The organism is Archangium violaceum Cb vi76, from assembly GCF_000733295.1.
Taxonomy (GTDB): domain Bacteria; phylum Myxococcota; class Myxococcia; order Myxococcales; family Myxococcaceae; genus Archangium; species Archangium violaceum.
In genome coordinates this window covers 55169-79356 of record NZ_JPMI01000156.1, presented here as the reverse complement: position 1 = coordinate 79356, position 24188 = coordinate 55169, and the positions used below count along the sequence as shown (strand labels likewise).

General features: G+C 69.6%; 25 protein-coding genes. 6 read left to right on the top strand and 19 right to left on the bottom strand.

All coding sequences use genetic code 11. From position 1 onward, the window contains the following. From Q664_RS23195 to Q664_RS23170, 6 genes are all read right to left on the bottom strand, one after another. A partial coding sequence (locus tag Q664_RS23195; protein WP_043399582.1) for an anti-sigma factor occupies nt 1-747 on the bottom strand: 747 nt, incomplete at its 3' end. Continuing rightward, nucleotides 744-1358 carry an RNA polymerase sigma factor gene (locus tag Q664_RS23190; RefSeq protein WP_235216838.1) on the bottom strand — a complete coding sequence of 205 codons (615 nt, stop codon included), beginning with the start codon at nt 1356-1358 and terminating at the stop codon, nt 744-746. The genes Q664_RS23190 and Q664_RS23195, both read right to left, overlap by 4 nt. Before the next feature lie 333 nt (nt 1359-1691). Further along, nucleotides 1692-1952, bottom strand: coding sequence for a response regulator (locus Q664_RS61130; RefSeq protein WP_052518545.1), 261 nt, complete (start codon nt 1950-1952; stop codon nt 1692-1694). Nucleotides 1953-1962: 10 nt separating this feature from the next. Beyond that, nucleotides 1963-2433 (bottom strand): hypothetical protein, encoded by a 471-nt coding sequence (locus tag Q664_RS57950; RefSeq protein WP_043399575.1) that lies wholly within the window; start codon nt 2431-2433, stop codon nt 1963-1965. A 72-nt stretch (nt 2434-2505) separates the two neighbouring features. Next, nucleotides 2506-2976, bottom strand: a complete 471-nt coding sequence (locus tag Q664_RS23175) for a hypothetical protein (RefSeq protein ID WP_043399641.1) — start codon at nt 2974-2976, stop codon at nt 2506-2508. Continuing rightward, nucleotides 2973-4457 (bottom strand): DUF2380 domain-containing protein, encoded by a 1485-nt coding sequence (locus Q664_RS23170; RefSeq protein ID WP_043399571.1) that lies wholly within the window; start codon nt 4455-4457, stop codon nt 2973-2975. The genes Q664_RS23175 and Q664_RS23170 overlap by 4 nt, the downstream gene beginning before the upstream one ends. A 291-nt stretch (nt 4458-4748) precedes the next feature. Here Q664_RS23170 and Q664_RS23165 point away from each other — a divergent pair, with 291 nt between their 5' ends. The 5 genes from Q664_RS23165 (at nt 4749) to Q664_RS23145 (ending at nt 10000) form a co-directional block, all read left to right on the top strand. Then, a complete protein-coding gene (locus tag Q664_RS23165) occupies nt 4749-6011 on the top strand; it encodes a caspase family protein (RefSeq protein ID WP_043399568.1) in 1263 nt (420 codons plus the stop codon). Then, on the top strand, nt 6008-6766 hold the full coding sequence (locus tag Q664_RS23160; RefSeq protein ID WP_043399565.1) for a hypothetical protein: 759 nt from the start codon (nt 6008-6010) through the stop codon (nt 6764-6766). The genes Q664_RS23165 and Q664_RS23160 overlap by 4 nt, the downstream gene beginning before the upstream one ends. Then, nucleotides 6763-7872 (top strand): Ig domain-containing protein, encoded by a 1110-nt coding sequence (locus tag Q664_RS52520; RefSeq protein ID WP_084610267.1) that lies wholly within the window; start codon nt 6763-6765, stop codon nt 7870-7872. Before Q664_RS23160 ends, Q664_RS52520 begins: the two co-directional genes overlap by 4 nt. 46 nt (nt 7873-7918) lie before the next feature. Then, complete coding sequence (locus tag Q664_RS23150) at nt 7919-8458, top strand: hypothetical protein (RefSeq protein WP_152622285.1); 540 nt, start codon at nt 7919-7921, stop codon at nt 8456-8458. A 153-nt stretch (nt 8459-8611) separates the two neighbouring features. After that, nucleotides 8612-10000, top strand: a complete 1389-nt coding sequence (locus Q664_RS23145; protein ID WP_043399557.1) for a cytochrome P450 — start codon at nt 8612-8614, stop codon at nt 9998-10000. An 11-nt stretch (nt 10001-10011) separates the two neighbouring features. On the opposite strand, the gene Q664_RS23140 is transcribed toward Q664_RS23145, so the two are convergent. The 3 genes from Q664_RS23140 to Q664_RS23130 all read right to left on the bottom strand — a co-directional run bounded on the left by Q664_RS23140 (nt 10012) and on the right by Q664_RS23130 (nt 14250). After that, a complete protein-coding gene (locus Q664_RS23140; RefSeq protein ID WP_043399554.1) occupies nt 10012-10989 on the bottom strand; it encodes a hypothetical protein in 978 nt (325 codons plus the stop codon). Between the two features lie 308 nt (nt 10990-11297). After that, the gene (locus Q664_RS23135; RefSeq protein WP_043399550.1) at nt 11298-12938 is read right to left on the bottom strand and encodes a DUF6895 family protein; all 1641 of its coding nucleotides are present in this window, start codon (nt 12936-12938) and stop codon (nt 11298-11300) included. Nucleotides 12939-12948: 10 nt separating this feature from the next. Next, complete coding sequence (locus Q664_RS23130) at nt 12949-14250, bottom strand: c-type cytochrome (protein WP_052518543.1); 1302 nt, start codon at nt 14248-14250, stop codon at nt 12949-12951. 230 nt (nt 14251-14480) lie between these two features. On the opposite strand from Q664_RS23130, the gene Q664_RS23125 reads away from it, so the two are divergent. After that, nucleotides 14481-15143 (top strand): sterol desaturase family protein, encoded by a 663-nt coding sequence (locus Q664_RS23125; RefSeq protein ID WP_043399548.1) that lies wholly within the window; start codon nt 14481-14483, stop codon nt 15141-15143. 34 nt (nt 15144-15177) lie between these two features. On the opposite strand, the gene srmL is transcribed toward Q664_RS23125, so the two are convergent. From srmL to Q664_RS23075, 10 genes are all read right to left on the bottom strand, one after another. Continuing rightward, nucleotides 15178-16314, bottom strand: a complete 1137-nt coding sequence (gene srmL, locus Q664_RS23120) for a PheS-related mystery ligase SrmL (RefSeq protein WP_043399544.1) — start codon at nt 16312-16314, stop codon at nt 15178-15180. Nucleotides 16315-16582: 268 nt separating this feature from the next. Further along, nucleotides 16583-17146, bottom strand: coding sequence for an imm11 family protein (locus Q664_RS23115; protein ID WP_043399542.1), 564 nt, complete (start codon nt 17144-17146; stop codon nt 16583-16585). Between the two features lie 16 nt (nt 17147-17162). Further along, nucleotides 17163-18464, bottom strand: coding sequence for an AHH domain-containing protein (locus Q664_RS52515; protein ID WP_075207489.1), 1302 nt, complete (start codon nt 18462-18464; stop codon nt 17163-17165). Between the two features lie 46 nt (nt 18465-18510). Further along, the gene (locus Q664_RS23105) at nt 18511-19056 is read right to left on the bottom strand and encodes an imm11 family protein (RefSeq protein ID WP_326938732.1); all 546 of its coding nucleotides are present in this window, start codon (nt 19054-19056) and stop codon (nt 18511-18513) included. Between the two features lie 132 nt (nt 19057-19188). Beyond that, a complete protein-coding gene (locus Q664_RS23100) occupies nt 19189-19518 on the bottom strand; it encodes a hypothetical protein (protein ID WP_043399538.1) in 330 nt (109 codons plus the stop codon). Between the two features lie 12 nt (nt 19519-19530). Next, the gene (locus tag Q664_RS23095) at nt 19531-20115 is read right to left on the bottom strand and encodes a hypothetical protein (protein ID WP_152622284.1); all 585 of its coding nucleotides are present in this window, start codon (nt 20113-20115) and stop codon (nt 19531-19533) included. 238 nt (nt 20116-20353) lie between these two features. Beyond that, nucleotides 20354-20911, bottom strand: a complete 558-nt coding sequence (locus Q664_RS23090; protein WP_043399532.1) for an imm11 family protein — start codon at nt 20909-20911, stop codon at nt 20354-20356. Between the two features lie 138 nt (nt 20912-21049). Next, the gene (gene upp, locus Q664_RS23085) at nt 21050-21685 is read right to left on the bottom strand and encodes a uracil phosphoribosyltransferase (protein WP_043399529.1); all 636 of its coding nucleotides are present in this window, start codon (nt 21683-21685) and stop codon (nt 21050-21052) included. A 53-nt stretch (nt 21686-21738) separates the two neighbouring features. Next, entirely contained in the window at nt 21739-22929 is a 1191-nt protein-coding gene (locus Q664_RS23080) for a URC4/urg3 family protein (protein WP_043399526.1), read from the bottom strand. Further along, a complete protein-coding gene (locus tag Q664_RS23075; protein WP_043399631.1) occupies nt 22922-24175 on the bottom strand; it encodes a GTP cyclohydrolase II in 1254 nt (417 codons plus the stop codon). The genes Q664_RS23080 and Q664_RS23075 overlap by 8 nt, the downstream gene beginning before the upstream one ends. Nucleotides 24176-24188 lie beyond the last annotated feature (13 nt).

Genomic DNA, 24188 nt, shown 5'->3' with positions numbered 1-24188 from the left:
CAGCGTCAGGTGCGTCTGGGAGAGGCGCCGGCCCTGGGCGTCCTCGAAGGTCGCTCGCACCTCCAGCGGCCCGGCGAGCCAGCCCTCCTGCACCGGCGTGCTCAACGGCAGGAGGACGTCCACTCCCGCCTCCACCTCCTGCCCCGTGCCCTCCGGCGGGAAGAAGCGCAAGGGCTCACCCTCGGGTGACGTCGCCTCCACCGTCAGCCTCGCCGCCTCGGGCGCCGTGTAGCTGAACTGCACCGCGCTCCCCTCCCCACACACCAGCCTTCCGCCCGGCCGGGCCTCGCCCCGCACCTGTCCGTCCGCGCCCACGCAGAACACCCGGATGCCCCAGGCCGCCGTGCCCGTCTCTCCGCCACGCGAGCGCCACTCCTCGGACTCGCGCGTCCTCAGTTGCGGCACCACCACCAGCAGCGCCACCCCCGCCATCGCCAGCCCCGCCATCGCCGGCACCAGGAAACGGGGGAAGAAGCTCTCGCGCCCGGTCCGCACCGGCGCCCGGGCCGGCTTCGCGGTGGCGCTCAGCCTCGCCATCAGCTCCTTCTCCAGCAGCGCCTCCCGGCCCGCGGGCAACGCGCGCTTCTCCAGCGTCGACTCCACCCGGCCCAGCTTGTCGTAGGCCTCGTGGCACTCGGCACACCCCGCCGCGTGCGCGCGCAACCGGTGGAAGCCCTCCCCGTCCAGCTCGCCCCGGAAGAGCGCCTCCAGCGCCTGCTTCGCCTGCCGGTCCCCACACCTCGTCATGACTGGCCTCGCCGCTTGAAGAAGCTCCACCCCTTCACTTCCATCCCTTCCAGGTACCCGCGCGCCTGCAGGAACTCGAGCAGCCGCGTCTTCAACCCCAGCTCCCTCCGCCGCACCTGGATGCGCGTCAGCCCCAGCTGCTCCGCCGCGCCCTCCTGTGCCAGCCCCTCCTCACCGAAGCGCAGCTCGAACAGCCGCCGCTCCTCCTCCGACAACCCTTCCTTGAAGGCCGCCAGCAACCCCTCCACCTCCCGGTCCTCCAGGGTCTGCGCCAGGCCCTTGCCTTCCTCGGGCACCCCTCCCGACTCCTCGAAGGGCTCCAACCCCACCGCCACCTCGCGCTGCCGCGTCTGCTCCAGCAACACGTTGCGCGCGATGCCCACCAGGAAGTGCCCGTACGGCCGCACCCCATCGTACGCCGCCCGCGTCCTCGGCTCGAAGGCCCGGGCGAACGTCTCCAACACCGTGTTCTCCAGTTCCAGCGCGCCCCTCATCTGCCCGAAACCCCGCCCCCGCCACGCCATGGCCCGCAGCATCCGCGCCAACGCCTCCGCGTGAGCCCGGTACACCTGGCCCAGGGTCTCCGGCTCGCCATCCCGGAAGCGTTGCAATGTCCGCGCATCCCACTCCATCCCTCGGCGACTTACCGTGCCCCGCCCACCCCCGTCACCCCTCGCTCATGGTTCATTGCGATTTGCCCGCCGGGTTGGATCCTCGGGGTCCCGACAATCGCCATCCCCGGGGACACGGCCGCCCGCCGGGCGGGGTGGGGGCCGTGGGACCCCCCTCCTCAGTGGTCACGCACCGCGTCACCCTCTGGGGAGGGCCGCTGGCGATACCCCTGGAGAGATCCAACTCCAGGTCTCCGGGGGAGAGGACCGTCTGTACGTCCTGGCGGCCCAGCGAGCAGATGCGGGCATAGAGCGCGGAGAAGGCGAAGGGCTTCACCAGGTAGTCGTCGCCCCCCCCGACTCCAGCCCCTTCACCCGGTCATCGATGGCGCTCATGGCCGAGAGGAACAGCGCGGGGGGCCGGACGTGGCCCTCCCGCAGCATCCGCAACAGGGTCAGCCCGTCGAGCTTCGGGAGCATCCGGTCGATGACCAGCACGTCGTACGGGCCGGTGGTGGCCACGAGCAGACCCTCCTGGCCATCCGTCTCATGGTCGACCACCTGGCCCAGCGCGGAGAGGGACCAGTTATTCACAGGGTGAAGCTCAGGCTTCTTCGTCGGGCATGAGCGAGAGGAGCAGTTCGTCGTCGGGGCCGAGTGGGCGCCAGCCGGGTGGTGGAGGCGTGGCACGAAGCGCAGCCATAGCCTGCTCGGCGCGTGCCTCATGGGTCTCTGGGGTGTAGCCAAACCACGCGCCGAGTGCCTTGGCGACATTGAAACGGTTGGCGTCGTCCATGACGGACGGCCAGCCTTCAGGGAGGCTCTGGAACAACATGCGTACGAGCACACTGCGCACCAAACGAGTGACCTGTTTGCGCCTCTCGGCCTCGGCGAGCAACCCACTGAACACCTGCACTCCGACGATATCGTCCGGACCAAGCTCCTCGGCCAGCTCCACCAACGAGGCGGTAGGGCGAGCCTCGGCGAATGCGGTGAGTGAATCGTAACCACGCTCGCGGACCCGCTCGTACAGGCGCGCCTTCACGTTGCCCTGCCACGCACGTCCGTCGCTCATCGACCTCTCCAGCGGGTGAGGTTCACCCTCCCAGACTCGGTCCTCGCCCAGGGTCCGCTCCAGGGGTGAAGCTCAGGCTTCTTCGTCGGGTAGGAGCGTGAGCAGCAGTTCGTCGTCTGGCCCGAGCGGTCGCCACCCTGACGGAGGTGGCGTGATGAAGAGTGCGTCGCTGGCCTGATCGACGCGCTCCTTATGAGTTTCCGGGGTGTAGGCAAACCACGAGCCGAGCGCCTCGGCAACCTTGAAACGGTTGGCGTCGTCCAGCACGGCCGGCCAACCCTCGGGGACACTTTGTGACCACAAGCGCGCGAATACATCACGCACAAAACGCGTGACCTGCTTGCGCCGCTCGGCCTCCGCGAGCAGACCGCTCAACACCTGTACTCCGGCAACGTCGTCCTTGCCCAGTTCCTCTGCCAATAAGTGCAACGGGACGGCAGGACGCGCCTCTGCAAAGGCGGTGAGTGAATCGTAACCACGCTCGCGGACCCGCTCGTACAGGCGCGCCTTCACGTTGCCCTGCCAGGCACGTCCGTCGCTCATCGCCCTCTCCACGGGATGAATTTCATCGGGATGCCATAGTCCTGCATACGCTTCGCGACTGTTCCCAGGACCTCACTCGGCGTCAACATCCGGCCTGTTCTGGACTCGGCTTTGCTCAGCGCCTCCATGATCATCCGGTTCCATTCACCGGGCCAGGTGCGCCCCAGCTTCCAGTTCCCCCCACCGTGGATCGCCTGATGGTGGGCCTGCTCGAGCCTGACGCAGAACTGGTCGATGTCCATCTCGCCGGTGAAGCCACGCTGCTCGAACCACTCGCGGAACTCTTCCGGCATGACGTGGTGCCGGGGACGCCTGGCCATGCCGGCCCCCGTTCTGCCCGTCACGCGCATGGCCCGCACCTCGGGGCCTTCGCCCAGCGCCTCGCGCACGCCCCGCGGCAGCTCGCCGTGTGCCATCATCACCTGGCCGGCCTGGATCCGCACCGCCGCGCTCACGGCGGGAAGTGAGAGGACGCCGGCCCGCACCAGCCGCCGCATCATCTCCACCCACTCGGCGGAGACGACCATGCGCGTGCCCATCATCACGCCGCCAGAGCCCACCATGAAACCCGTGCCCAACGTGGCGGGAGCCGCCGCACGCAACGCGGGCAGCGTGAACTTCAGCGCCGACACCAGGGTGAGAGCCTCCACGGACTCCTTGAGTACCAGCGCCTTCTGGAGGTTCTCCGCCCCTCTGCGCACCGTCTCACGCAGTGCCTCGAACTCGCCGGTGAGATGGCCCACCAGGGCAGGCACGTCATCCGCCGTTGCCTCCACCTGCGCTGGTTCCAGCGAGGCGAGCGCCTTCATGGCGGGCTCGAGCATCTTCTGGAAGCGGTCCATGTCCATGAACAGCCGCTCCACGCTGTAGAAGCGCCGGGAGAGCACGTCGTCGGTGAGGCGGAGGAAGTCACACCACACGGCCAGCAGCAGGGAGCCCATCATGGCGGCCTCCAGCCGTGGGCCGGCCAGGTGCAGCAGGGCCAGTTGCATGCCTGGCTCCTCCACCTGAGAGGCGGCGGTGGCCAGCCGGGCGGCGGCGGCCAGCTCGGCATCCATCCACAGCAGCTGACGTTCCCCATATTCGACGTAGCGGACGAAGAGGCCGTTGCCCGCGCCAGCGATACCCTGCTGGCTGGCCCTGAGTCTGGACAGCTCACGGGAGACGCTGCGGGTGGAGGCGGACACCTCGTCCACGGCCCGCAGCAACGCCAGGTGTGCCGCCAGCGTGCTCTGCCATTCCGGTGCCTCCGCACCACCTGGGCCCACCGCCTCGCGCGCGCCCTGGAGACGGTTCAGCCGCTGCGGCCCCTCGGACTCGAGCAGGGTCGGCTCATCCGTGCTTCCAGCCCATGCGGCCATGGCTCCCTCACCGTGCGTGTAGCGCAGGTGTGTCCCGCGACCGGGCGGTGGCGTCAGCGGTGCACAGCCGTTGGACAGCAGGGCCAGGACGAGCAGCACCACCAGGGACCTGGAAGTCATCAGTGTCTCCGTGGGGAGGACTTCCAGTCTACCCACGGGTCGCCCACCAGCCGGGGAGCCGTGGGCAGGCGCGGTCACGGGTGGGGGGATGAACCCGATTCCGCCACACCCACCCAGGTCATCCGCCCGGGGCCGCCCAGGTGGGAGCCGCATCCCATTCATGACGCACAGGGTCGTCTGAGCAACACACCCCCTGGAGGGTCCGAGCCCTGACGGGGAGCGGGTGGATTCCCCACACGCAACCGTGGCACCTTGAGCACCCTCGTTGTCCCCCCGGAGACACCCCCGCGCATGCGACAGCTCCGATGCGCTCCGGCAGCCCTGCTTTGGCTCGCGCTCCTCGCCGGCTCCGCCGCGAGCGCGGCTCCCACCCGGGTCGCCTACGCGCTCATCATCGCCAACAACACCGGCACCGAACCCAAGCAGGCGCCCCTGCGCTACGCCGATGACGACGGCGCGCGCTACTACGAGCTGTTCTCCTCGCGCACCCAGGAGACGGTGTTCCTCTCCGTGCTGGACGCGGACACACAGGCGCTCCACCCGGGGCTCGCCGCCCGCACGCGTCCGCCCACCCGGGCCGCCCTCAAGGAGGCGCTGCGCCAGCTCAACGCGCGCATGGCCGAGGACAAGGCCCGTGGCGACTCGCCCGTGCTGTATTTCGTCTTCACCGGCCACGGCAAGCGCGGGCCCGCCGGCGAGGGCGCGGTGAGCCTGCTGGACGGGTCCTTCACCCGGACGGACCTCTACTCCCAGGTCATCGCCCCCAGCACCGCCGCCTTCGTCCACCTCATCGTGGACGCGTGTGACTCGTACTTCTTCGTCAACTCGCGCGGCGCGCTGCCGGTGGCGCCCGCCCAGGTGCAGGCGGTGAAGGGCCTGCTGGCCACGCGCGAGCTGGCGCGCTACCCCAACGTGGGCGCCGTGCTCTCCACCACCCGCGAGCAGGAGAGCCACGAGTGGAGCGCCATCCGCTCGGGCGTCTTCAGCCACCAGGTGCTCTCCGCGCTCTCCGGCGCCGCGGACGTCAACGCGGACGGGCGGGTGGAGTACTCGGAGCTGAGCGCCTTCGTCGCCGCCGCCAACCAGGGAGTGGAGGACGTGCGCGGCCGGCTCGAGGTGTCCATCCAGCCGCCCGCGTTGGACCGGGCGGCGGCGCTGGTGGACATGGGGGACAAGGCGCGCCTGGGCTTCCTCCTGCTGCCGGCGGGCCTGGAGGGCCGGCTGTGGGTGGAGGACGCGCGCGGCCTGCGGGTGGCCGAGCTCCACAAGGAGCGCGAGCGCTCGGTGGTGCTGGGACTGCCTCTCGCGCAGGGCTATTTCCTGCGGGGCGCGGGGCGCGAGGCCTCCTTCCGCTTCGCCCGCGCGGGCGCGGTGGTGGATGGCGCGGGCCTCTCCTGGCGCGACAACGCCCTGGCCGCGCGGGGCGCCATGGAGGACGCCCTGCGCGACAGACTCTTCTCCGTGCCCTTCGGCCCGCGCTTCTACAACGGGTACATGGCCAGCCTCGGGCAGACGCCCGTGGCGCCCGAGCAACAGCCCGACCTCTCGCCATGAGCCTCCTCTCCCTGGCGCTGGCGCTGGCGCTGGCGCAGAGCCCAACCCCGTGCAGGAGCGGTGAGCGGTGGGTGCTGCTCCCCTTCCAACCGGTGGCGCTGACCACGGCCGAGGCCCGGCAGGTGGAGGACGCCGTGCGCCGGGCGGCGGAGCACACCTCCGGCGTGTGCCTGGAGCCTCGAGCGGAAACGGTGGCGAAGGTGCGCGCCCGGGGTGGACGGCTCCCCGGGTGCGTGGACGCGGCGTGCCGGGGGGCGCAGGCGCAGGCGCTCGGCGCGCAGCGGCTGGTGCGCGGGGTGGCGCTCGGCGTGGGCGGAGGGCGCAGCGTGGCGCTCACGCTGGTGGACCGCGAGGGCCTCGAGTCCCACGCCGTCGTCACGCTCTCCGGAGAAGGACTGCCACCCGGCCAGGAGGAGGCGCGGGCCCGCGAGGCCTTCCAGGAGCTGAGGAAGACGCACCTGTCGTCGGCCGGCGCGGTGAAGCGCCCGGGCAGCGCGTGGCCCACGGTGCTGCTGGCGGCGGGAGGCGTGGCGCTGGCGGCCGGGGTGGGCTTCGGGCTCGCGGCGCGCAACACGGAGGCGGTGCTCTCCCAGGGCAACGCGGGCTGCTCGGGTGAGGGCGAGACGTTCCGCTCCTGCTTCACCGGCCGGCTGCGCGAGGGCCAGCGGCAGGCGCGCACGGCCAACGTGCTGATGGGGGCGGGCGCGCTGCTGGGGGCGGGGGGAGCCGTCTTCTTCGTCTGGGAGCTGCCATGAGACAGGGGCTGACGTGGCTGGGATTGACCGTGCTCCTCGGAGTGGTGACCTGCACCGGGGGGGCCTGCACCTTCCAACCCAACCTCTCCCGCTTCCCCGCGTGTGACGCGCAGGGGGCCTGTGCCTCGGGCTGGACGTGTCTGGCCTCCGAGGGTGTCTGCCTCCCGGACTGCGGCGAGCGCGGACCCTGCACGGGCGAGGAGCCCTCGAGCATGGGCACCGACGGGGGCACGGACGGAGGCACGGACGCGGGCACGGATGGGGGCACCTCCGACGCGGGCCCGGCGCCGCTCGTGCTCATCCCGGATGCGCCCGGCCCCGGCACGGAGACGGTGAGCTACTTCCACCGCTTCCAGGTCAGCGGCGGGACACCTCCGTACACCTTCTCCGCCGCGGGCGAGCTGCCCGCGGGCCTGTCCTTCGACACCGGGCGGGGAGAGCTCTCCGGCAAGCCGCTCACCGCCGGGCAGTCCACCTTCACCGTCGAGGTGGTGGACCAGGGCGCCGAGCCCCAGCGCTCCAGCCAGGAGTTCTCCGTGAGCATCCGGCCCGTGCTGCACCTGGCCGGACCGGACGTCCTCGTGTACTTCGAGAGCGGCAAGGACTACGTGGAGACGCTCTCGGCCACCGGCGGCAAGCCGCCCTACACCTTCGAGCTCTCCAGTGGCGCACTGCCCTCGGGCATCGTCCTGCGTGGCAATGGCAGGCTCGACGGCGCGGCCTACGCGGGCAGTGGCACGCCCCCCTTCGAGGTCCGCGTCACGGACTCCGACGAGCCTCCGCAGACCCGGGTGCGCCGCCTCCAGCTCACGTCCATCTCGTGCTCCGGCGGCGAGGTCTGCATCAAGAGCAGCGCCGTCCCGGATGGGCGCGTGGGCTCGGCGTACACCCACACCCTCCAGAGCACCCCCGCCTCCGTCACGTGGACCTGGAGGAAGACGGACAACGGCGCCCTGCCGCCGGGCCTCGGCTTGAATGCAGGGACGGGTGTCATCTCTGGCACGCCCACGCAAGTGGGGATGTATGAATTCAACGTCACCGCCACGGCCGGGGGCCTGCTCCCACCGGCGCCCTCGACGCTCACCCTGCGACTGATGGTGTATTGAGCGCCGGGGGATCCAATCGCCTGTCCTGGCCTCAATACCTGGACAGGTGAGCCCTTCCGGTCCGAGCCAGAAGCAACGAGCGAACCTCCGCCAGTGGCTGCCGCTGCTCTGTGGCGTGCTGCTCGCGGGGGCGATGGTCTGGAGCCTTACCCCCCCCGAGCCGCCCTGCGCCTACGTCCTGCGCCCGGCCGGCCCGGCCACCGTGGCCACTCCCGCCCGTGTCGTCTTCGTCACGCCAGGGGAAGCCGCCGCCCCGCCGTCAGAGGGCGAGGGGACTTCCTGGACGTGCTCCAGCGAGGGCATGAGCGTCCCCGCCTTCCCCGTGCACGTCTCCACTCCGATGTTCGAGAACCCGGAAACGCTCGTGGAGGCGACGTCCATCACGCTCCACCTGTCGAGCACGCCGGTGACGCGCGAGGGCCACGTCATGACGCTCGAGGGGGGCGGGCTCCTCGTCCTCCCGCAGCCAGGGCTCCCCGGCTCCATTCCCGAGGGGAACATCGCCGAGCCGTTCATCACCGTCGACTTCGGCGGCAACGTGACGACGGCCCGCTATGTGCCGGCCCCGAAAGCACCCGGACGATGATTCTTTGAAGCCGGGTATCCATGGCTTCGCTCCCTGGCCCTCTCCCAGGGGAAGAGGGGACACGTCAGGTTCCGTCAGTCCCCCCGTGGATGCTGGTTCCCACACTCCACGGCGGACACAATCCCGCCTCTTCCTCGAAACGGCCCGTCCATCATGACTTCCTCCGCACCGCTGCCTCCCATGCCCCCGGGCCACTGGCTCTGGGGCCACCTGCCCGAGCGCGCGAGCAACCCGCTCGGCCTGTACCTCGACAGCCAGCGGCGGCTGGGGGACGTGGTGCGCTACCGCATGGGCTACATCTACGTGGAGCAGCTCACGCACCCCGACCACGTCAAACACGTGCTCGCCGACGCGAGCGCCCGCTACACGAAGGGCACCGTCTTCGACAAGACGCGTCCCCTGGTGGGCAACGGCCTGCTCACCGCCGAGGGTGACTTCTGGAAGCGCCAGCGCCGGCTCGCCCAGCCCGCCTTCCACCGCGAGCGGCTGGCGGCGCTCGGCACGCGGATGACGGACACCCTCTCCGAGATGCTGCCGGCCTGGGAGCGCGCGGCGGACGGGGGCACGCCGCTGCCGGTGTTCCAGGAGATGATGCGGCTCACCCTCACCGTGGCGGTGCGCGCCCTCTTCGGAGTGGACGTGGCCCAACACACCCGCGCCGTGGGCGAGGCCTTCACCACCGCGCTCCAGGTCACCAACGAGCGCATCATCTCCCCCCTGCCCTACCAACCGTGGCTCTACCGGCTGCCCACGCGGAGCAACCGCGCCTTCCGCCGGGCGGTGGACACGCTGGATGGAATCGTCCGCGGCCTCATCTCCCAGCGCCGCGCGGCCGGGACGCAGGCGGAGGATCTGCTCGGCATGCTCATGGCCGCGAGCGACGCGGACACCGGTGACACCTTCGATGACGCGCAGCTGCGCGACGAGGTGATGACCCTGCTGCTGGCCGGCCACGAGACGACGGCCACCGCGCTGGCGTGGACGTTCCACCTGCTGGCACGGCACCCGGAGGTGGAGGCCACGCTGCACGCGGAGGTGGACGCGGCGCTCGGCGGGCGGATGCCCACGGTGGCGGATCTCCCGAGGCTGCGCTACGTGGGCTGTGTCTTCGAGGAGGCCATGCGCCTCTACCCGCCCATCTGGGCCATTCCCCGCGTGCCCCTGGAGGACGACGTGGTGGATGGCTACCGGATTCCCAAGGGGGACATCGTCATCCTCGTCCCCTACGTCACCCACCGCCACCCGGACTTCTGGCCCGAGCCGGAGCGCTTCGATCCCACGCGCTTCCTCCCGGAGAACAGCAAGGACCGGCCGCGCTGGGCCTACCTGCCCTTTGGGGGCGGGCAACGCCAGTGCATCGGCAACAACTTCGCGATGATGGAGGCCCAGCTCATCCTCACGCTGGTGGCGCAGCGCTTCCGGCTGCGCGCGGTGCCCGGGGTGCCCGTGGTGCCCGAGCCCCACGTCAGCCTCCGTCCCCGGGGCCCCATGCCCATGCGGGTGGAGCGGCGCGAGGGGCTCCCCCGGGTGCGCGTGGCCTGAGGCCGCTGCGCTCAGAGGACGCAGGTGCCGCAGTCCAGCAGGCAGCTGTCCGCGGTGATGCCGAAGCCGCAGCGCTCGCCCTGCTGGCACACGCCGTCACCGCAGCGGTTGATGTCCTGGGGGCGGATGCGGGTGGTGAGCGGCTTGTACTGCACGCCGTTGACGGTGCACTGCGTGTAGAACGTGCCGTTGGGGTCCAGCGTGCAGTGCTGCTCGCACTGGCCCACGCGCTGCACCTGCGAGCAGGAGGCGTTGGACAGCAGCCCGAAGCCCAACAGGCCGCACGGGCGCGAGGTGCTCTCGTCCAGGGCCAGCGCGTTGCGGTCGTTGCCGGCGAAGAGCCCCTCGTTCTTGAAGACGTTGCCGAAGAAGCACGACTCCTTGCGGGCGAAGGTCGCCATCTCCTCGGAGCTGAAGGGGATGGTCGCCTCCTTCGAGTCGCGGCCCAGCAGGGAGATGGGGACGTGCAGCCCGTAGTTGTTGGCGTGGGCCGCCAGGCAGGCGGAGATGACCTGCTGCTCCACCAGGGTGGCCGGCGCGCCCTCCGCCCAGTCCGGCGCCAGGCCCATTCCGCCCTGCCACGTATAGACGAGGCCCGTGCTCGGGTTCCTGAAGGTGCGGCTCTCGTTGGCGGGCACCGCGCAGAGAACCATGTAGCGCATGAGCTGCTCATTGCCGGCCGGGTTGCCGTTGAACCAGGTGGCGAAGTCCGTGGTGGACAGGCCGTTGAGCGACAGGCCGTTGAGCGACAGGCCGTTGAGCGACAGGCCGTTGAGCGACAGGCCGTTGAGCGACAGGCCGTTGTACTGCTCGAGCGCCTGCTTCACGGTGCCCGGCGCCGAGCCTGGCTCCTCCAGGGGCAACTCCTCCACCCCGCAGCCGGTGGCGCCCGCCGCCAGTGCCGTCGTGAGCACCCACGCCACCACGCTCCGACCCGCCACGCGCCCGCCCATCCCGTTCCGCAGACCTTCGAAAGACGTGAAACCCATGGCTCACACCTCCGGCTCTCGGCCGCCTGGGGCTCACCAGGTGGCAAGAGTCAGGGTGGAGATGCGGGAATTTCCCGGCATCGGCCGGAACTCCAGGAAAGCCGTAGAGGTCTGCCTGTCGACAGCACGTCCGTCCAAGGTGCGACGTTGGGTTCCTCAGGACGTGAGAGGATCAACACCTCCCGGGCCCTGCGCACAGAGACCTACAGGCGCTCCATGGAAAGGAATTTCCCCGTCAGGGAAAGATGGGGCCCCGCCGGAGCCTGCCCATTCGTCACCGTGGGAACTCCGGTAGGCACTCCAGGGAGCTACGGCAGGCGCTCCTCGGCTCCCGAGAAAGCGAGCAACGCGCCAGCGGTGGCGTGGGCGTCCTCCATGCGACCATCGGGCTGCTGGTGACGCTCGAGCAGGGCCAGGAGGGCCTCGTGGGCCCCACCACCGGCCTCGTCCACGCACTGGAGGCAGAAGGCGAGCTCCGCGCCCAGGTCCACGTTGCCCTGCTCCACCACCCAGGGCGTGGCCACCAGCAACTCCTCCGTCCAGGCCGTGGCGTCCGGATGCGCCGGCGCGGCGCGCAGGTAGCGGGTGTCCAGCAGGTACAGGTGCGTGAGCCAGTAGAGGTCCGCCACACGGGAGACGTCGCGCATGGCGCGGGCCGGAAAGGGCAGGCGCACGTCCAGGCCGCGCGTGGCGGCCATCTCCCCCAGCAGCCACGCGTGGAGGCCGTGGCCTTCCCCAGCCAGGTGCTCCAGGTAGGCCCGGAGGAAGTACGGCTCCAGCGGGGCGTGGGGCAGGCCGCGCTCGCGGCGCACGTACCAGGCATCCACCCGCGCCATGCCCACGTCCGGAGACAGCCCGTCGGGGAGCGCCAGCGGCACGTCGGCCAGCGCGGCCACAGCCGCCTCCAGCGTGGGCCCCAGCCCCCGGCGCGTGAAGGCCCCGGGCGCATGGCCCTCCAGCATGTGCAGCGTCAGCGCGCGCAGGGCCCGCGCCTCGTCGTCCCGCCCCTCCGTCAGCGAGAGGAAGGCCCCGAGCGTGCGGTCCACCGCCTCCGTCCGCCGGGCGGGTGGGTGCGTGGGAGGCCCGCGCAGTTGGAAGAGCGCCGTGGCATCCCGGAGGAAGCCGGGGCCGCCGGGCCCCTCCGCCACCGCGTCCGCCAGCACCGCGCCCGCGGCCGAGGCCGCCTGGAGGGCCCGCGTGTAGCGCTCGCGGAAGCCAGGCGCCTCCACCTCCACGCGGTAGCGATCCAACCGCCGGGCCCCGGCCTGGGCGGCGAGCGCCGCCTGGTGCCCGCTCTTGAAGGTGAGGACGAGCGGTGCGTCCGGGAGGGGCTCCACGGGCCGTGCTGGCAGCGAGGCGGCGCGGGTGAGCTCCGGCAGCACGGCCTCGGGCTCGCGAGAGAAGGCGCGGGTGACGGAGAGGGCCATCTTGGTGCGCACGTAGGCCACGCGGCCCCCGAGCTGCGCCTGCAGCACGTCATCCCCCGAGACGAACACCGCCGGCACGCCGGCCTCCGCGGCCAGCGCCAGCACGAGGTCCGCCTCCGACAGTGTCCGCCCGGCGCACGTCCACGCGCCCAGCACGTCCACGGTGTGCGCGGCGAAGCCCACCGGCCCCGCCGCCGCGTGCATGCCCAGACAGGCCACCGCCTCCACCTCGTCGAAGAGGTGCGCGGCATATGCGTCCTCCGGGAGGAAGCACGGCTCGGCGGCGGGGTGCAGGGCCTCGGGCAGGAGGTTGGACTCGCCGGAGCCGCACAGGTGGCTGTCGCTCACCCGCACCCGCTGGAAGCCCGCGGCGAGCAGGCCCTCCACCGCGGCGTTCACCTCGGCCGTCAGCAGGGCGCGGGCGCGCACGTACTCCGGCATCCCGGAGATGAGCGCCCCCGGCGAGTCCACGCCGGCCACGCCCTCGAGGTCCACGACGAGCAGGGCCCGGCGCACACGCATGGGGCGCCTCCTACTTCCGCGCGGCCGGGCCGCCGGACTTGATCCACCGCGCCAGCGCGAGCGCCGTGGGCTCGTCGACGAGCGAGGCGTAGGTGGGCATGGTGGTGCCAGGGACGAACTTCTCGGGGTTGCGGATCCACTTCGCCAGCTCCTGCTCGGGCTTGCCGGCGGCCTGGACGATGCGCTCGTGGTAGCGGGCACCCGGGGCGTGGCAGAGCGTGCAACCCAGCCGGGCGAAGAGGGCGGCGGGGTCCACCTCCTTGCGGGGCTCGGCCTGGGCGAGCACGAGGGTGGCGAGCCGCGCGGCGGCCGAGGTGCGCACGGGCGTGCCGGGCTCCACGGCCCGGGTGGACACGGAGCCGGGCGCCACATGGGTGGACGGAGCCAGGGCCTCGGGAGCGGTGCGGGGGCGGGCGCCGGGGACGTCGTGGCGGCGCGGGGGGAGCGAGCGCAGGTACTCGTAGAGGGCCTTCATGTCCACGTCATCCGCGCCGCGGTAGCGGGGCATGGGGTAGCGGACGATGGCCCCGGGGGCGAGCCCGTCGCGCACGGCGCGGGTGAAGTCCTCGAGGCTCCAACCCTGGAGGCCGGTGGCATCGAAGGTGAGGTTGCTGGAGCGGATGGGGTTGCCATCGGCGCCGAGGAACTCGCGGCCGCCGGAGAAGCCCTTGGGCCCGTGGGCGTCCTCGGGGTCGAGGCTGTCGGTGTGGCAGCCGGCGCAGTCGAGCACGTGGGCCATGTAGCGGCCGTACTCGAGGGTGGGCCCCTTGGCGGGCACGGGGATGCCCGAGGAGGGATGAGCGGGCACCTTGGACACCAGCCCCCAGGCGAGCCCGCCGAGGAAGGAGAACCGGGTACGGGGCGCCACGGTGGCATCGGCCTCGAAGAGCGCGTGCTGGGAGCGCATGAAGCCCAGCACGGCGGCGAGATCCTTGTCGCCCATGGGCGAGCCGGGCATGGGGACGACGCGCCCATCGCGGCTGACGCCGTAGCGGATGACGCGGGCCAGCTCCTCGTCCTTGGCCGAGCCGATGCCGGCGGAGGGGTGGGAGGTGAGGTTGGCGGTGTGGAGCGCGCCGAGCCACCCGGGCGCGTCCTTCATGGGTGCTCCGGTGGCGCGCTGCGAGTCGGGCCCGCGGTGGCAGCCCTCACAGGCCCCGCGGAAGATGCTCTCGCCGCGCGCGAGCGCCTCGGGAGACGCGTCCGCCTGAATGGGGGGATAAGCGGTCCTGGAGACACTCGCGCACCCGGACAGCAGGGTGCTCCCCACCAGCAGGGTGCCATACATGGTGCTCAGAAGCTGTCGGCGCATCGGATCATGCCCTCCACGGAAATCCAGGATGCCGCAACTGGCTGTCCAAGGGTAGACACCCCGCCCGTCCTCCCGTCCTCCAGGCGGGCCGGGCAGCAGGGACTGGAGGACACCGGGGGGAAAGCCGGGGATTTTCGTCACGCCCCCGCGGCGGCCGGGGGGTATATAAGGACGGCGGCGGGCGGTTGTCCGCCATGCAACACCCTTTTGACTCCCTCCCGGGTACGGCCATGAAGACCGAGTACGTGCGCCACGGCACCGCGCGGATGTTCGAGAACGACTTCCTCGAAGCGGCCTCGAAGATCCACCCTGTCACTCCGTTCGCCTTCTACATCCCGCTCATCACGGGCATGCTGGGCTGGGCGCTGTGGAGCGGGACGACACGATGGGGGATGGTGGCCCTGTTCGCGCCGCTGGGGTACCTCACGTGGTGCTTCATGGAGTACACGCTGCACCGCAACCTCTTCCACTGGGAGGGGAACGGGCCGCTGACCCGGCGTTTCCACGCCATCATCCACGGCTACCACCACACGTACCCGGATGATCCGCAGCGGCTGGTGATGCCGCTGGGCGCGAGCATCCCGCTGGCCATCGTCATCGGAGGACTGCTGTGGCTGGTGAGCCGGCCGGACGCGACGATTCCGTACTTCTTCGGCATCGTGGTGGGCTACCTCGCCTACGACTACCTGCACTGGGCGGTGCACTACAAGAAGCCGTGGACGCAGTGGGGCAAGACGATGCGGGCGCATCACATGGCGCACCACTTCGCCTGCCCGGACAAGAACTTCGGCATCAGCCACATGTGGATTGATCGGCTGGTGGGCTCGATGCAGATGCGCGGGCAGGCGGCGCGCGAGGCCTCCGCGAAGCCGGACACCGGCGCGGCGGAGTAGTCCCCCACGCCGGGGCCTGCCTCCGGGGCATGCCTCAAGGGTGCGCGGCCGAGGCCCACTGCCAGGCGGAGCCCCGGTGCAGGGCCGCGTAGAGGCGGTCGCGCAGCTCGTTGCACTCGGAGTGGGTCAACGAGCGGTCGAGCGCGCGCAGCACCACGCGCAGCAGCACGTTCTTCTGCCCGGGAGCGATGCCGAGCCGCCGGACGGCGGTGGGCGACAGGGACTCGTAGGGCGTCTCCGAGAGCACCTCGACGGACTCCACCACGCCGGCCTGTTCGCCGAGCGCGGCGCGCGCCCTGTCTCCGAGCTCCTCGTGGGTGGTATCACCCTCGAGCACGAGAGACAGGTCGCGGCGGACGGCGGGCATGGAGGAGACCTCGCGGTACGGCTCCAGGTCGAGCAGCTGCGAGGCGATGCGCGGGTCCTCGGCGCGCAGCAGGCGGATGTCGTCCAGGCCCTTGCGCAACATGAGGATGCGATCCATCCCGAGCCCCATGGCGAGCCCCGAGACGCGTGACGGGTCCAGGCCGCTGTCGGCGAGCAGCTCGGGGTGGGCCAGGCCGCACTCGCCGATCTCCACCCACTCGCCGTCGTGGCGGACGTCCAGTTGGAGCCCATTGGTGGTGTAGGGGTGCTGGGAGGGAGTGGTGCGCAGCTCTCGGCCGGGGAGCAGGGCGCGCACCACGGTCTCCACCAGGTGGAGCAGTTCCTGGACCCCGAGTGGCGCGCCATGGCGGATGCGCCAGAGGTCCATCTGGTGGGGCTCACCGGTGTGGAGCCGGTCGATGCAGTCGCGGCGGTAGACGAGCCCGGGACAGGCGAGCAGCACGTCGCCGGGAGAACGGGGCGAGGCGGCGAGCTGGCGCAACAGCGGAGGAATCATCGCCGAGGTCTGGGTGCGCAGCAGGGCGGTGTCACAGACGTAGCGGGTGTAGCGGGCGTCGCGGGCGGCGCCGTCGGGCGGGTAGCGCAGCCGGTCGTAGTTGTCGGAGACGGAGACGATGGGGCTGCGCCGGTGCAGGAGGACATCGCAGCGCCAGGTGTCACGGAGGGCGGCGAGCACGTCCTCGACGAGACGCTGCATGGCATGAGGGCCGGCGGAGGAATCGGTCAAGTCGCGGATGGAGAGGGCACGGCGGACGGCGTCGGTGCTGAGGATGCAGACGGACATGGAAGGGCTCTCGGGCTGGAGTGGAAGGAGGCGGCGTCAGGAGACGCCGGGACGCTCGGACACCCCCCGGACCCCTGGTCCAGGCGAGCGTCACGCCGAGAGGCGATCCGCGAAGGGAGAACGGGCTAGCGACGCAGCACGGCCTCCCGGCGCCTGGTGGGGCTCGGGGGGCGGCTAAATCGACGCTGGCACGTCAGGAGAACCATCGTTCCATAGAAATAAACGCGGTCCGGGCCAAAAGCAATCCGGGGCCGTGGGGAATGCCCGCTCACACCTCGACAAAGCGGGTGCCGGTGATGCGCTCGGCCTCCAGGGCCTGCTTGAGCTCCTCGGAGACGATGAGACCTTGTGACCAGCCCCAGGTGCGGAAGATGCGCGCGTCGCCCACCTTGGTCGGGTCGATGCGCAGGCCCGCGACGACCCGGTACCGTCCCACCTTCTCCGGCTGACCATCCTCCGGCATCCAGTAATGCACCTCCTCGCACCGGGCATCATCGATACAGCGGATGGTGCACAGCGTGTTGAGGATGAAGAAGGGCCCGGCGTGGCCCTCGACCTGAACCGGGATGAACTGCACGTCCTGGACGCCTAGACGCTCGAGGAGCTGGACGAAGCGGCCATGCACCACGGGGATGGAAACTCCGGCCCAGCTGAAATCCAACGCCACCCCATCCGGCTTGACGGGCAGGCGGACCAATCCCTGGAGCTCGAGTTGCCTGCCTTTAAAGAACTGCCAGGGGTTGATTCGCTCCCCTTGCTCATCCAGGGGGCTCCTCAAGTGCCAGCGACCCGGATGGTAGAGGTCATCCTCCAGCTCGAAGTACCTGGGCATGATTCTCGTTGGCTCCTCAATCCTGCGACTTTGTCACGAGCGTATGGAGTCGTGAGCCAGGAGTGCAGACCTCTCTAGCGATTCTCTGGAGTGCCTCAGCGAGCTTGCTCCTGCATTGAGAGAGGGACCCGCAGTCTTCAGTCGCCGAGGCAAGCGTCCTATATACCTCTCTATGGTATGCCTCGGGGTGAGGTCCCCTGTGGCCCTTGAGGTAGACGAGATTCTCCGCTGCATCCAGGCTCATCCCCGCCAACTCGAAGAGTTGCTCGAACCTGGGCGTCCAGGGCCCTCCGGAAACCGTCGAGATTTCATTCTTGTTCGTGGCCAGGTGGTGCCAGTGGTAGCCCTCCTGGCTCTCGGCGCCGTCCGTGCACGCGCTGCCCACCGAGGAAGCCGCCGCCGTGCCCGCCGCCACTCCTGTCACGACAACGGTGCCATCGGCCACCATCTGCACCGTTTGCGCGCCCCCCATCGACAGCCCCTCGGGCAGCGCGAACCGGGGCCAGCGCAGCAACGCCCCGAGCCCTCCGCTCGGCACCTCGGGCAACCCCTTGGCCACTCCCATGCTCGCCACCAGCATCATCACCCTCAGCCCCGTGCCCCCCACCGCCTTGCCGAAGCGCTCCGCCACCGCCTCCAACTCCTCCTCCGTCCTCGCCGCCTGCGCCTCCTGGTACAGCCTCACGCACGCATGCGCGAACCGGCTCAACTCCACCGCCCCCACCGCCAGCGCCAGCCTCAGCGTCCACGTCGCCACCCACGCCTTGCTGAACACCGGCTCGGGCACCAGCCACGCCGTGAAGTACACCAGCACCGACAGCCCCACGCTCGTCAGGAAGACGCGCGAGCTGAACAGCTCCCTCGCCGCCTCCCGCACGCCTTCGCCCATGTAGCGGGGCGACAACTTCAGCGCCATGAGGAGTTGGCTCGTCTCCAGGGCTCCAGGCAGCGCCACCTCCGGCGCTCCGAACCCGGACATGAACTCCTCCCTCAGCCGCCGCTCCCACTCTTCCGGCCCCGGCTCCGTCGACGTCCTCACCAGCCGGAAGCGCCGGCCCTCTGCTCGCGGCAGGGACGCATGGAAGGCCGCGAGCACCGACCTCGCCTCCTCCACCCTCACCCGCTCCAGTGCGAGGTCAACGGCCATCGGCTCGAAGGCCAGCCGCAGTGCGCCTCCGGGCAACGTGCTCGTCCGCACCACCGAGGGCCGCGCCGCTCTCCGCCCCTCCGGAGGCCACACCTCCGGGGACGGGACACACGACACCCACAACAGCCACCACAGGGCCACGCCCATGCGCCGCCAGGAGCACGCTCTCATGCTCCCTCAGCATGCATGACCTCGTGAGGAAATCGCCACTGCCCCCTCACACTTCGACGAACCGCGTGCCGGTGATGCGCTCGGCCTCCAGCGCCTGCTTGAGGTCCTCGGAGATGATGAGCGAGCCCGTCCAACCCCAGGCACGGAAGACGCGGGCATCACCCACCCTCGCCGGGTCGATGCGCAGGCCCGCGATGTACTTGTACTCGCCCACCTTCTCGGGCTGCTCGTCCTCGGGCTTGAAGTACTGCACCTCCTCGCACCGGGCATCGTCGATGCAGCGGAGGGTGCGCAGCGTGTTGAGGATGAAGAAGGGCCCGGCGTGCCCCTCGACCTGAGCTGGGATGAACTGCACGTCCTGGACGCCCAGACGCTCGAAGAGTTGGACGAAGCGGCCGTGCACCACGGGGATGGAGACCGCAGCCCAACAGAAGTCCAATTCCACCCCATCAGGCTTCACCGGAAAGCGGATTGTTCCCTGAAGATCAAGCCATCTACCCTTGAAAAACTGCCAGGGGTCGATTCGCTGCCTCTGCTCATCCCTGGGACTTCCCAGATGCCAGCGCCCCCGATGGTATCTGTCATCTTTCAAATCGAAATGTTTGAGCATACCGCTCGTTTCATCATCAGACCAGGTAACGCGTCGCCAGCCGGCGGCGCCGGGACCCACCGGACATTCATCCCTTCTCATGCTCCGGCCGGTAGCTCATGGAGTACTGCCTGGTCACTCGGGAAATTCGGCAAAGGTAGAACCTCCGAACGCGCGGGAGGGCGCGGCGTCATAGGTTTCCCAGTTCTCGAACCGTACGCGCATCGCGGACTCGTCGACCTGCGCTACCTTTACCCGTCCGATGATTCTGCTCTTGCAACGACCGTATTCCATTCTCTGCACATAGACCCACTCGTCGCCGCCATCCAACGCATCCAGACATTGGTTGAGGATCTTCCGGTTCGTCGTGATGAACTCAAGCTGGTCGTTCATCTCATTCCAACCGTTCTCGTAGGTCTGCTCGTCCTCTGGATGCGCAACCAGGAGCACCAGTCTTCTCGGCATGTCATTTCCACCTCAGGTCGCGCTAGCGAACCTCGGTTCAAAAGTGATGAGCCACTCGGGAACATCATTCGACGGTCGCGCCGGCGGTGTCGCAGGCTCAGCCACCGGGTCCTTGAAGAACAGGTTCCAGGCAACGAACTGAAGGCACTTCGCGAATAGCGGCATCTGAGCTTGCTCCTCCGTGAGGACTCGGAGAAAGCCCGGGATCAGGTACATGTTCCAGCCGGCGGTGAAGTACTGAGGGTCGTGGACCGTGGCCCAGATGTGCGCCACTTCCCAGCCCACCGCCACCTCACGATTCTCCCCATTCATCGAACGGCCAATGTACCGACCAAAGGCAACCCTCGCAGTCGTGTTGTCGCAGACCTTGACTTGCCGCCCCTTCCAGTCGGAGACGTCGCCCTTCTTCTTGCCCGGGTGATGCGCATTCGATGTACGCACACAGTCGGGAAGCATGACGGGCTTCCGACGCACCACGCTCGGATGGATGAAGAGAGAGGCGTTCAGGACGATCCGCACGACTTCGGCGTCCGTTTTCCCTGTTGCCCACTCAAAGACGCGTAGCGGTGACGCCGAGAGCAGTTGCGGAACGTCCATGATTGCCTCCGATTCAGGGCACAACATCCAGCAATTGCTTCGTCCGATCAACCCGAGCTTCGAGCAAGCCACAAAAGGCGAGCCCAGTTCCTGAGGCAGCGGCGTCGGCGGAACTGAAGAAGGAGCGGACACCGCGACTGGATGAGGCCGGGCTGCTGCGCGGGCCATTCACGCTGGGCGTGTTCGCCTGCCTGAAGTGTGAATGGAGGCGTCGGGTGAGGACAGCCCAAGCGCCGCCTCATACCTCGACGAACCGCGTGCCGGTGATGTGCTCAGCCTCCAGGGCCTGCTTGAGTTCCTCGGAGAGAAGGAGTGCCAGCGGCCAACCCCAGGGACGGAAGATACGGGCTCCTTCGACCATCGCCGGGTCGATGCGCAGGCCCGCGACAAGCCGATACTCGCCCACTTTCTCGGGCTCGCCGTCCTCAGGCTTCCAGTATTGCACCTCCTCGCACCGGGCGTCGTCGATGCAGCGGATGACTCGCAGGGTATTGAGGATGAAATAGGACTCGGAATGGCCCTCGACCTGGATGGAGATGAACTGCACCTCCTGGATACCCATTCGCTCGAAAAGATGGACAACGCGGCCGTGGACCACGGGAGTCAGAAAGGCATCCAGGGTGAACTCCAAGGCCAGTCCGTCGGGCTTCACGGGAAAATGGATGGTCTCCTGAGACTCGAACCATTGGCTCCTGGTGAACTGCCAGGGATTGACCTTCTCGCCGTGTTCATCGACGGGATGGCTCAGGTGCCAGCGTCCCACGGTGCGTATGTCATCTTTGAGGAGGTAGTACACGCACTCCGCCCCTCCGGAGGCAACACCTCCGGGGACGTGGCACACGACACCAACACCAGCCACCACAGGGCCACGGCCATCCGCGGCCAGGAGCACTCACTCATGCTCCCGCAGCATGCATGGCCCTCGGACTTCGAGCTACCGCGTACCGAAGAGCCGGTCTCCCGCGTCTCCCAGGCCCGGCAGGATGTAGCCGTGCTCGTTCAGCTTCTCGTCCACCGCGGCGGTGTAGACGTGCACGTCCGGGTGGTGCTCGCGCAGGTTCGCCAGGCCCTCGGGGCACGCCAGCAGACACACGAACCGCAGGCTCCCCGGCTTGCTCCGCTTCACCCGGTTGAGCGCCGCCACCGCCGAGTTCCCCGTCGCCAGCATCGGGTCACACATGATGACGTCGCGGTCCGCCAGCTGGTTCGGCACCTTGTAGTAGTACTCCACCGCCGCCAGCGTCTTCGGATCCCGGTACATGCCGATGTGTCCCACGCGCGCGCTCGGCACCAGTTGCAGCATTCCGTCCAGGATGCCCTGCCCCGCTCGAAGGATCGCCACCAGCACCAGCTTCTTTCCGTCCAGCACCGGAGCCACCGTCTCCATCATCGGCGTCTCGATGGTCTCCTCGCGCACCTTCAAGTCCCGCATCGCCTCGTAGGCGAGCAACAGGGAAATCTCCTGCAACAGCGCGCGGAACGAGGCCGTGCTCGTGTCCTTGCGCCGCATCAGGGTCAGCTTGTGCTTCACCAGCGGGTGGTCCACCACGGTGCAGTTAGGGTACGTCACGGCGCTCTCCTGGTTGCTCGAGTATTGGAAAAAAAAGGGAGAGGGAGGGCACTTCAGAACACCGTCCCGTCGCTCTCGATACGGATGGGCGGCGTGCCTCCCGGACGCTTCTCCGCGGCGATCTTCCTGCCCGCGCTCCACGTCCCGCCCTGCAGCACCTTCGCCAGCGGCAACTGCTCCGCCGTCATCCCCAGCCGCTCGCGCACCCGCTTCGCCACCTCGTCCAGCAGCGCCACCGTCAGCGCCCGCCACTCCACGATCGGCTCCGAGCCCGGTGCGTACGCCTCCGTCAGCAGCCGCGCGTCCCTCGGCACCAGCAGGCCCATGTCCACCAGCAGGCCTCCGTTGCGGTACTCGGGCAGCCCGGTGAGCACGTCCAGGTCCGTCACCGTGACGCCGCCTTCCTCCAGCGGCTCCAGCAGTGAGTATGTCAGCCACTGCGACAGCTTGTGGAAGGGCACCAGCGACTCCGGGCTCCCCTCGCGCCCCATCATCGAGTGCGGCCACACGTCGCCCAGGTTCACCCCTTCCAGCGTGACACGCCCGGGCCAGATGGAGCCCAGCGACTCCAGCACCCGTCCCAGCACCTCGGCCGCGGGCACGCGCGGGCCCCACGCCGACACCTGGTCGTACAGTGCGCCGGGCCTCGGCAGCGCCCGTCCCAGCCCCTGCAGCAGCGCGAGCCGGCCCTCCAGGCCCGCCAGCGGGTTGGCCTCCGTCACCTGGAAGCCCCGCGCCAGCGACTCGAGCGTCAACCGCTGCAACCCCTCGGCGTCCGCCCGCGGCGGCTGGCTCGGGTCCGAGGAGAACGCCCCCGCGAGGAACATGCGGAAGCTGGCCACGGCCAGGCCCTCGGAGCGCGCATACGTGCCACCGCCGGGCTCCACGTACTTCCACGTGGGCCCGCTGCCCGCGTCCAGCAGCACGCTCGTGATGACCAGGTCCAACTTCGCCCGGGCCCGCTCGGCGCGCGGCAGCGAGGCCAGCCGCGCATCCAGCTCCGCGTTGCGCCGCACACCGCCCACGTCGAAGTGCCCCCACCGGCTGTGCACCGGAATGTCCAGCGTGGGGTACGACTCGCGCGTCACGGCCAGCACGTAGTCCGCCACCGCGGGCAGCCGCTCCATGTCCACGCGGAAGTGCTTCAGCTGGCCGGCGATGCCCAGCTCCAACAGGGCCCGGCAGCGCTCGCGGATGGCGCGAGGGCTGCGCAGGTACGCCACCGTGGATGAAGGCTCACGCATCGAGTGACCTGCCCTTCACCTCCACGAGTTCCTCCTTCGTGGCCACCTTGCCCGTGGTGAAGTAGCCAGCGGCCTTCTTGGCCTCCATCTCCACCTTCGCATCCGCGGGAATCAGCTCCTCCGGGATCGGCACGCGCTCGAGAATCTCGATGCCCGAGCGCACGATGGCGTCGTGCTTCATGTCGCTCATGGACACGAAGCGGTGGATGCGGGTGATGCCCAGCCAGTGCAGCACGTCCGGCATCAGTTCCTGGAAGCGCATGTCCTGAACACCGGCCACGCACTCGGTGCGGTGGAAGTAGGTGGCCGCCGAGTCCCCGCCCTCCTGGCGCTTGCGCGCGTTGTACACGAGGAACTTCGTCACCTCGCCCAGCGCGCGGCCCTCCTTGCGCGAGTAGGCGATGACACCCGCTCCCCCCTGCTGGGCCGTCTGGATGCACACTTCAATCCCGTGCGTCAGATAGGGCCGGCACGTGCAGATGTCGCTGCCGAACACGTCCGAGCCGTTGCACTCGTCGTGCACGCGCACGGCCAGCGGGATGTCCGGGTTGGAGATGGTGTCCATGTCCCCGAAGAAGTAGAGCGTGAGCCCACCAATGGGCGGCAGGAACACCTCCAGGTCCGAGCGGGTGATGAGCTCGGGGAACATGCCACCGGTCTGCTCGAAGAGGCCGCGGCGCAGCTGCGCCTCCGTGAGGCCGAAGCGCTTGGCGATGCCGGGCAGGTACCACACCGGCTCCACGGCGGCCTTCACCACGCTCACGTCGCCGTTGGCGCAGAGGATGTTCCCGTCCGGCTTGAGGCGGCCGGCGGTGATGGCATCGCGCAGCTCGGGCATGTTGATGTGCGCGCGGGTGATGGCGATGGAAGGCCGGAGGTCCACGCCCTGGTCCAGCCAGGAGCGGAAGGCCTGCGGCGCCACCGCGCCCCACGGGTCCATCGACACGATGCGCTCGGGGTCCGCCCAGGCCTTGTGGGGGCCGATCTGCACCGCGGGCGCGGTGTTGGTGAGGTCCGCCCGGTGGTCCTGCGTGAGCTGCCCGGCGGCCACGGCGACGGCCCGGTAGATGGCGTACGAGCCCGAGTGCGTGCCGATGACGTTGCGCTGCGAGGGATCCGTCAGCGTGGCGATGACGGGGCCACGGCGCATGGGCTCCGGGTCTCCCCAGCGGATGGGGGTGACCTGGGAGTCGCTGTCCGGATGCGAGGTGAGACGGATGTGATTGACGGGTTTCTTATCAGGCATGGGAATTTCGAAT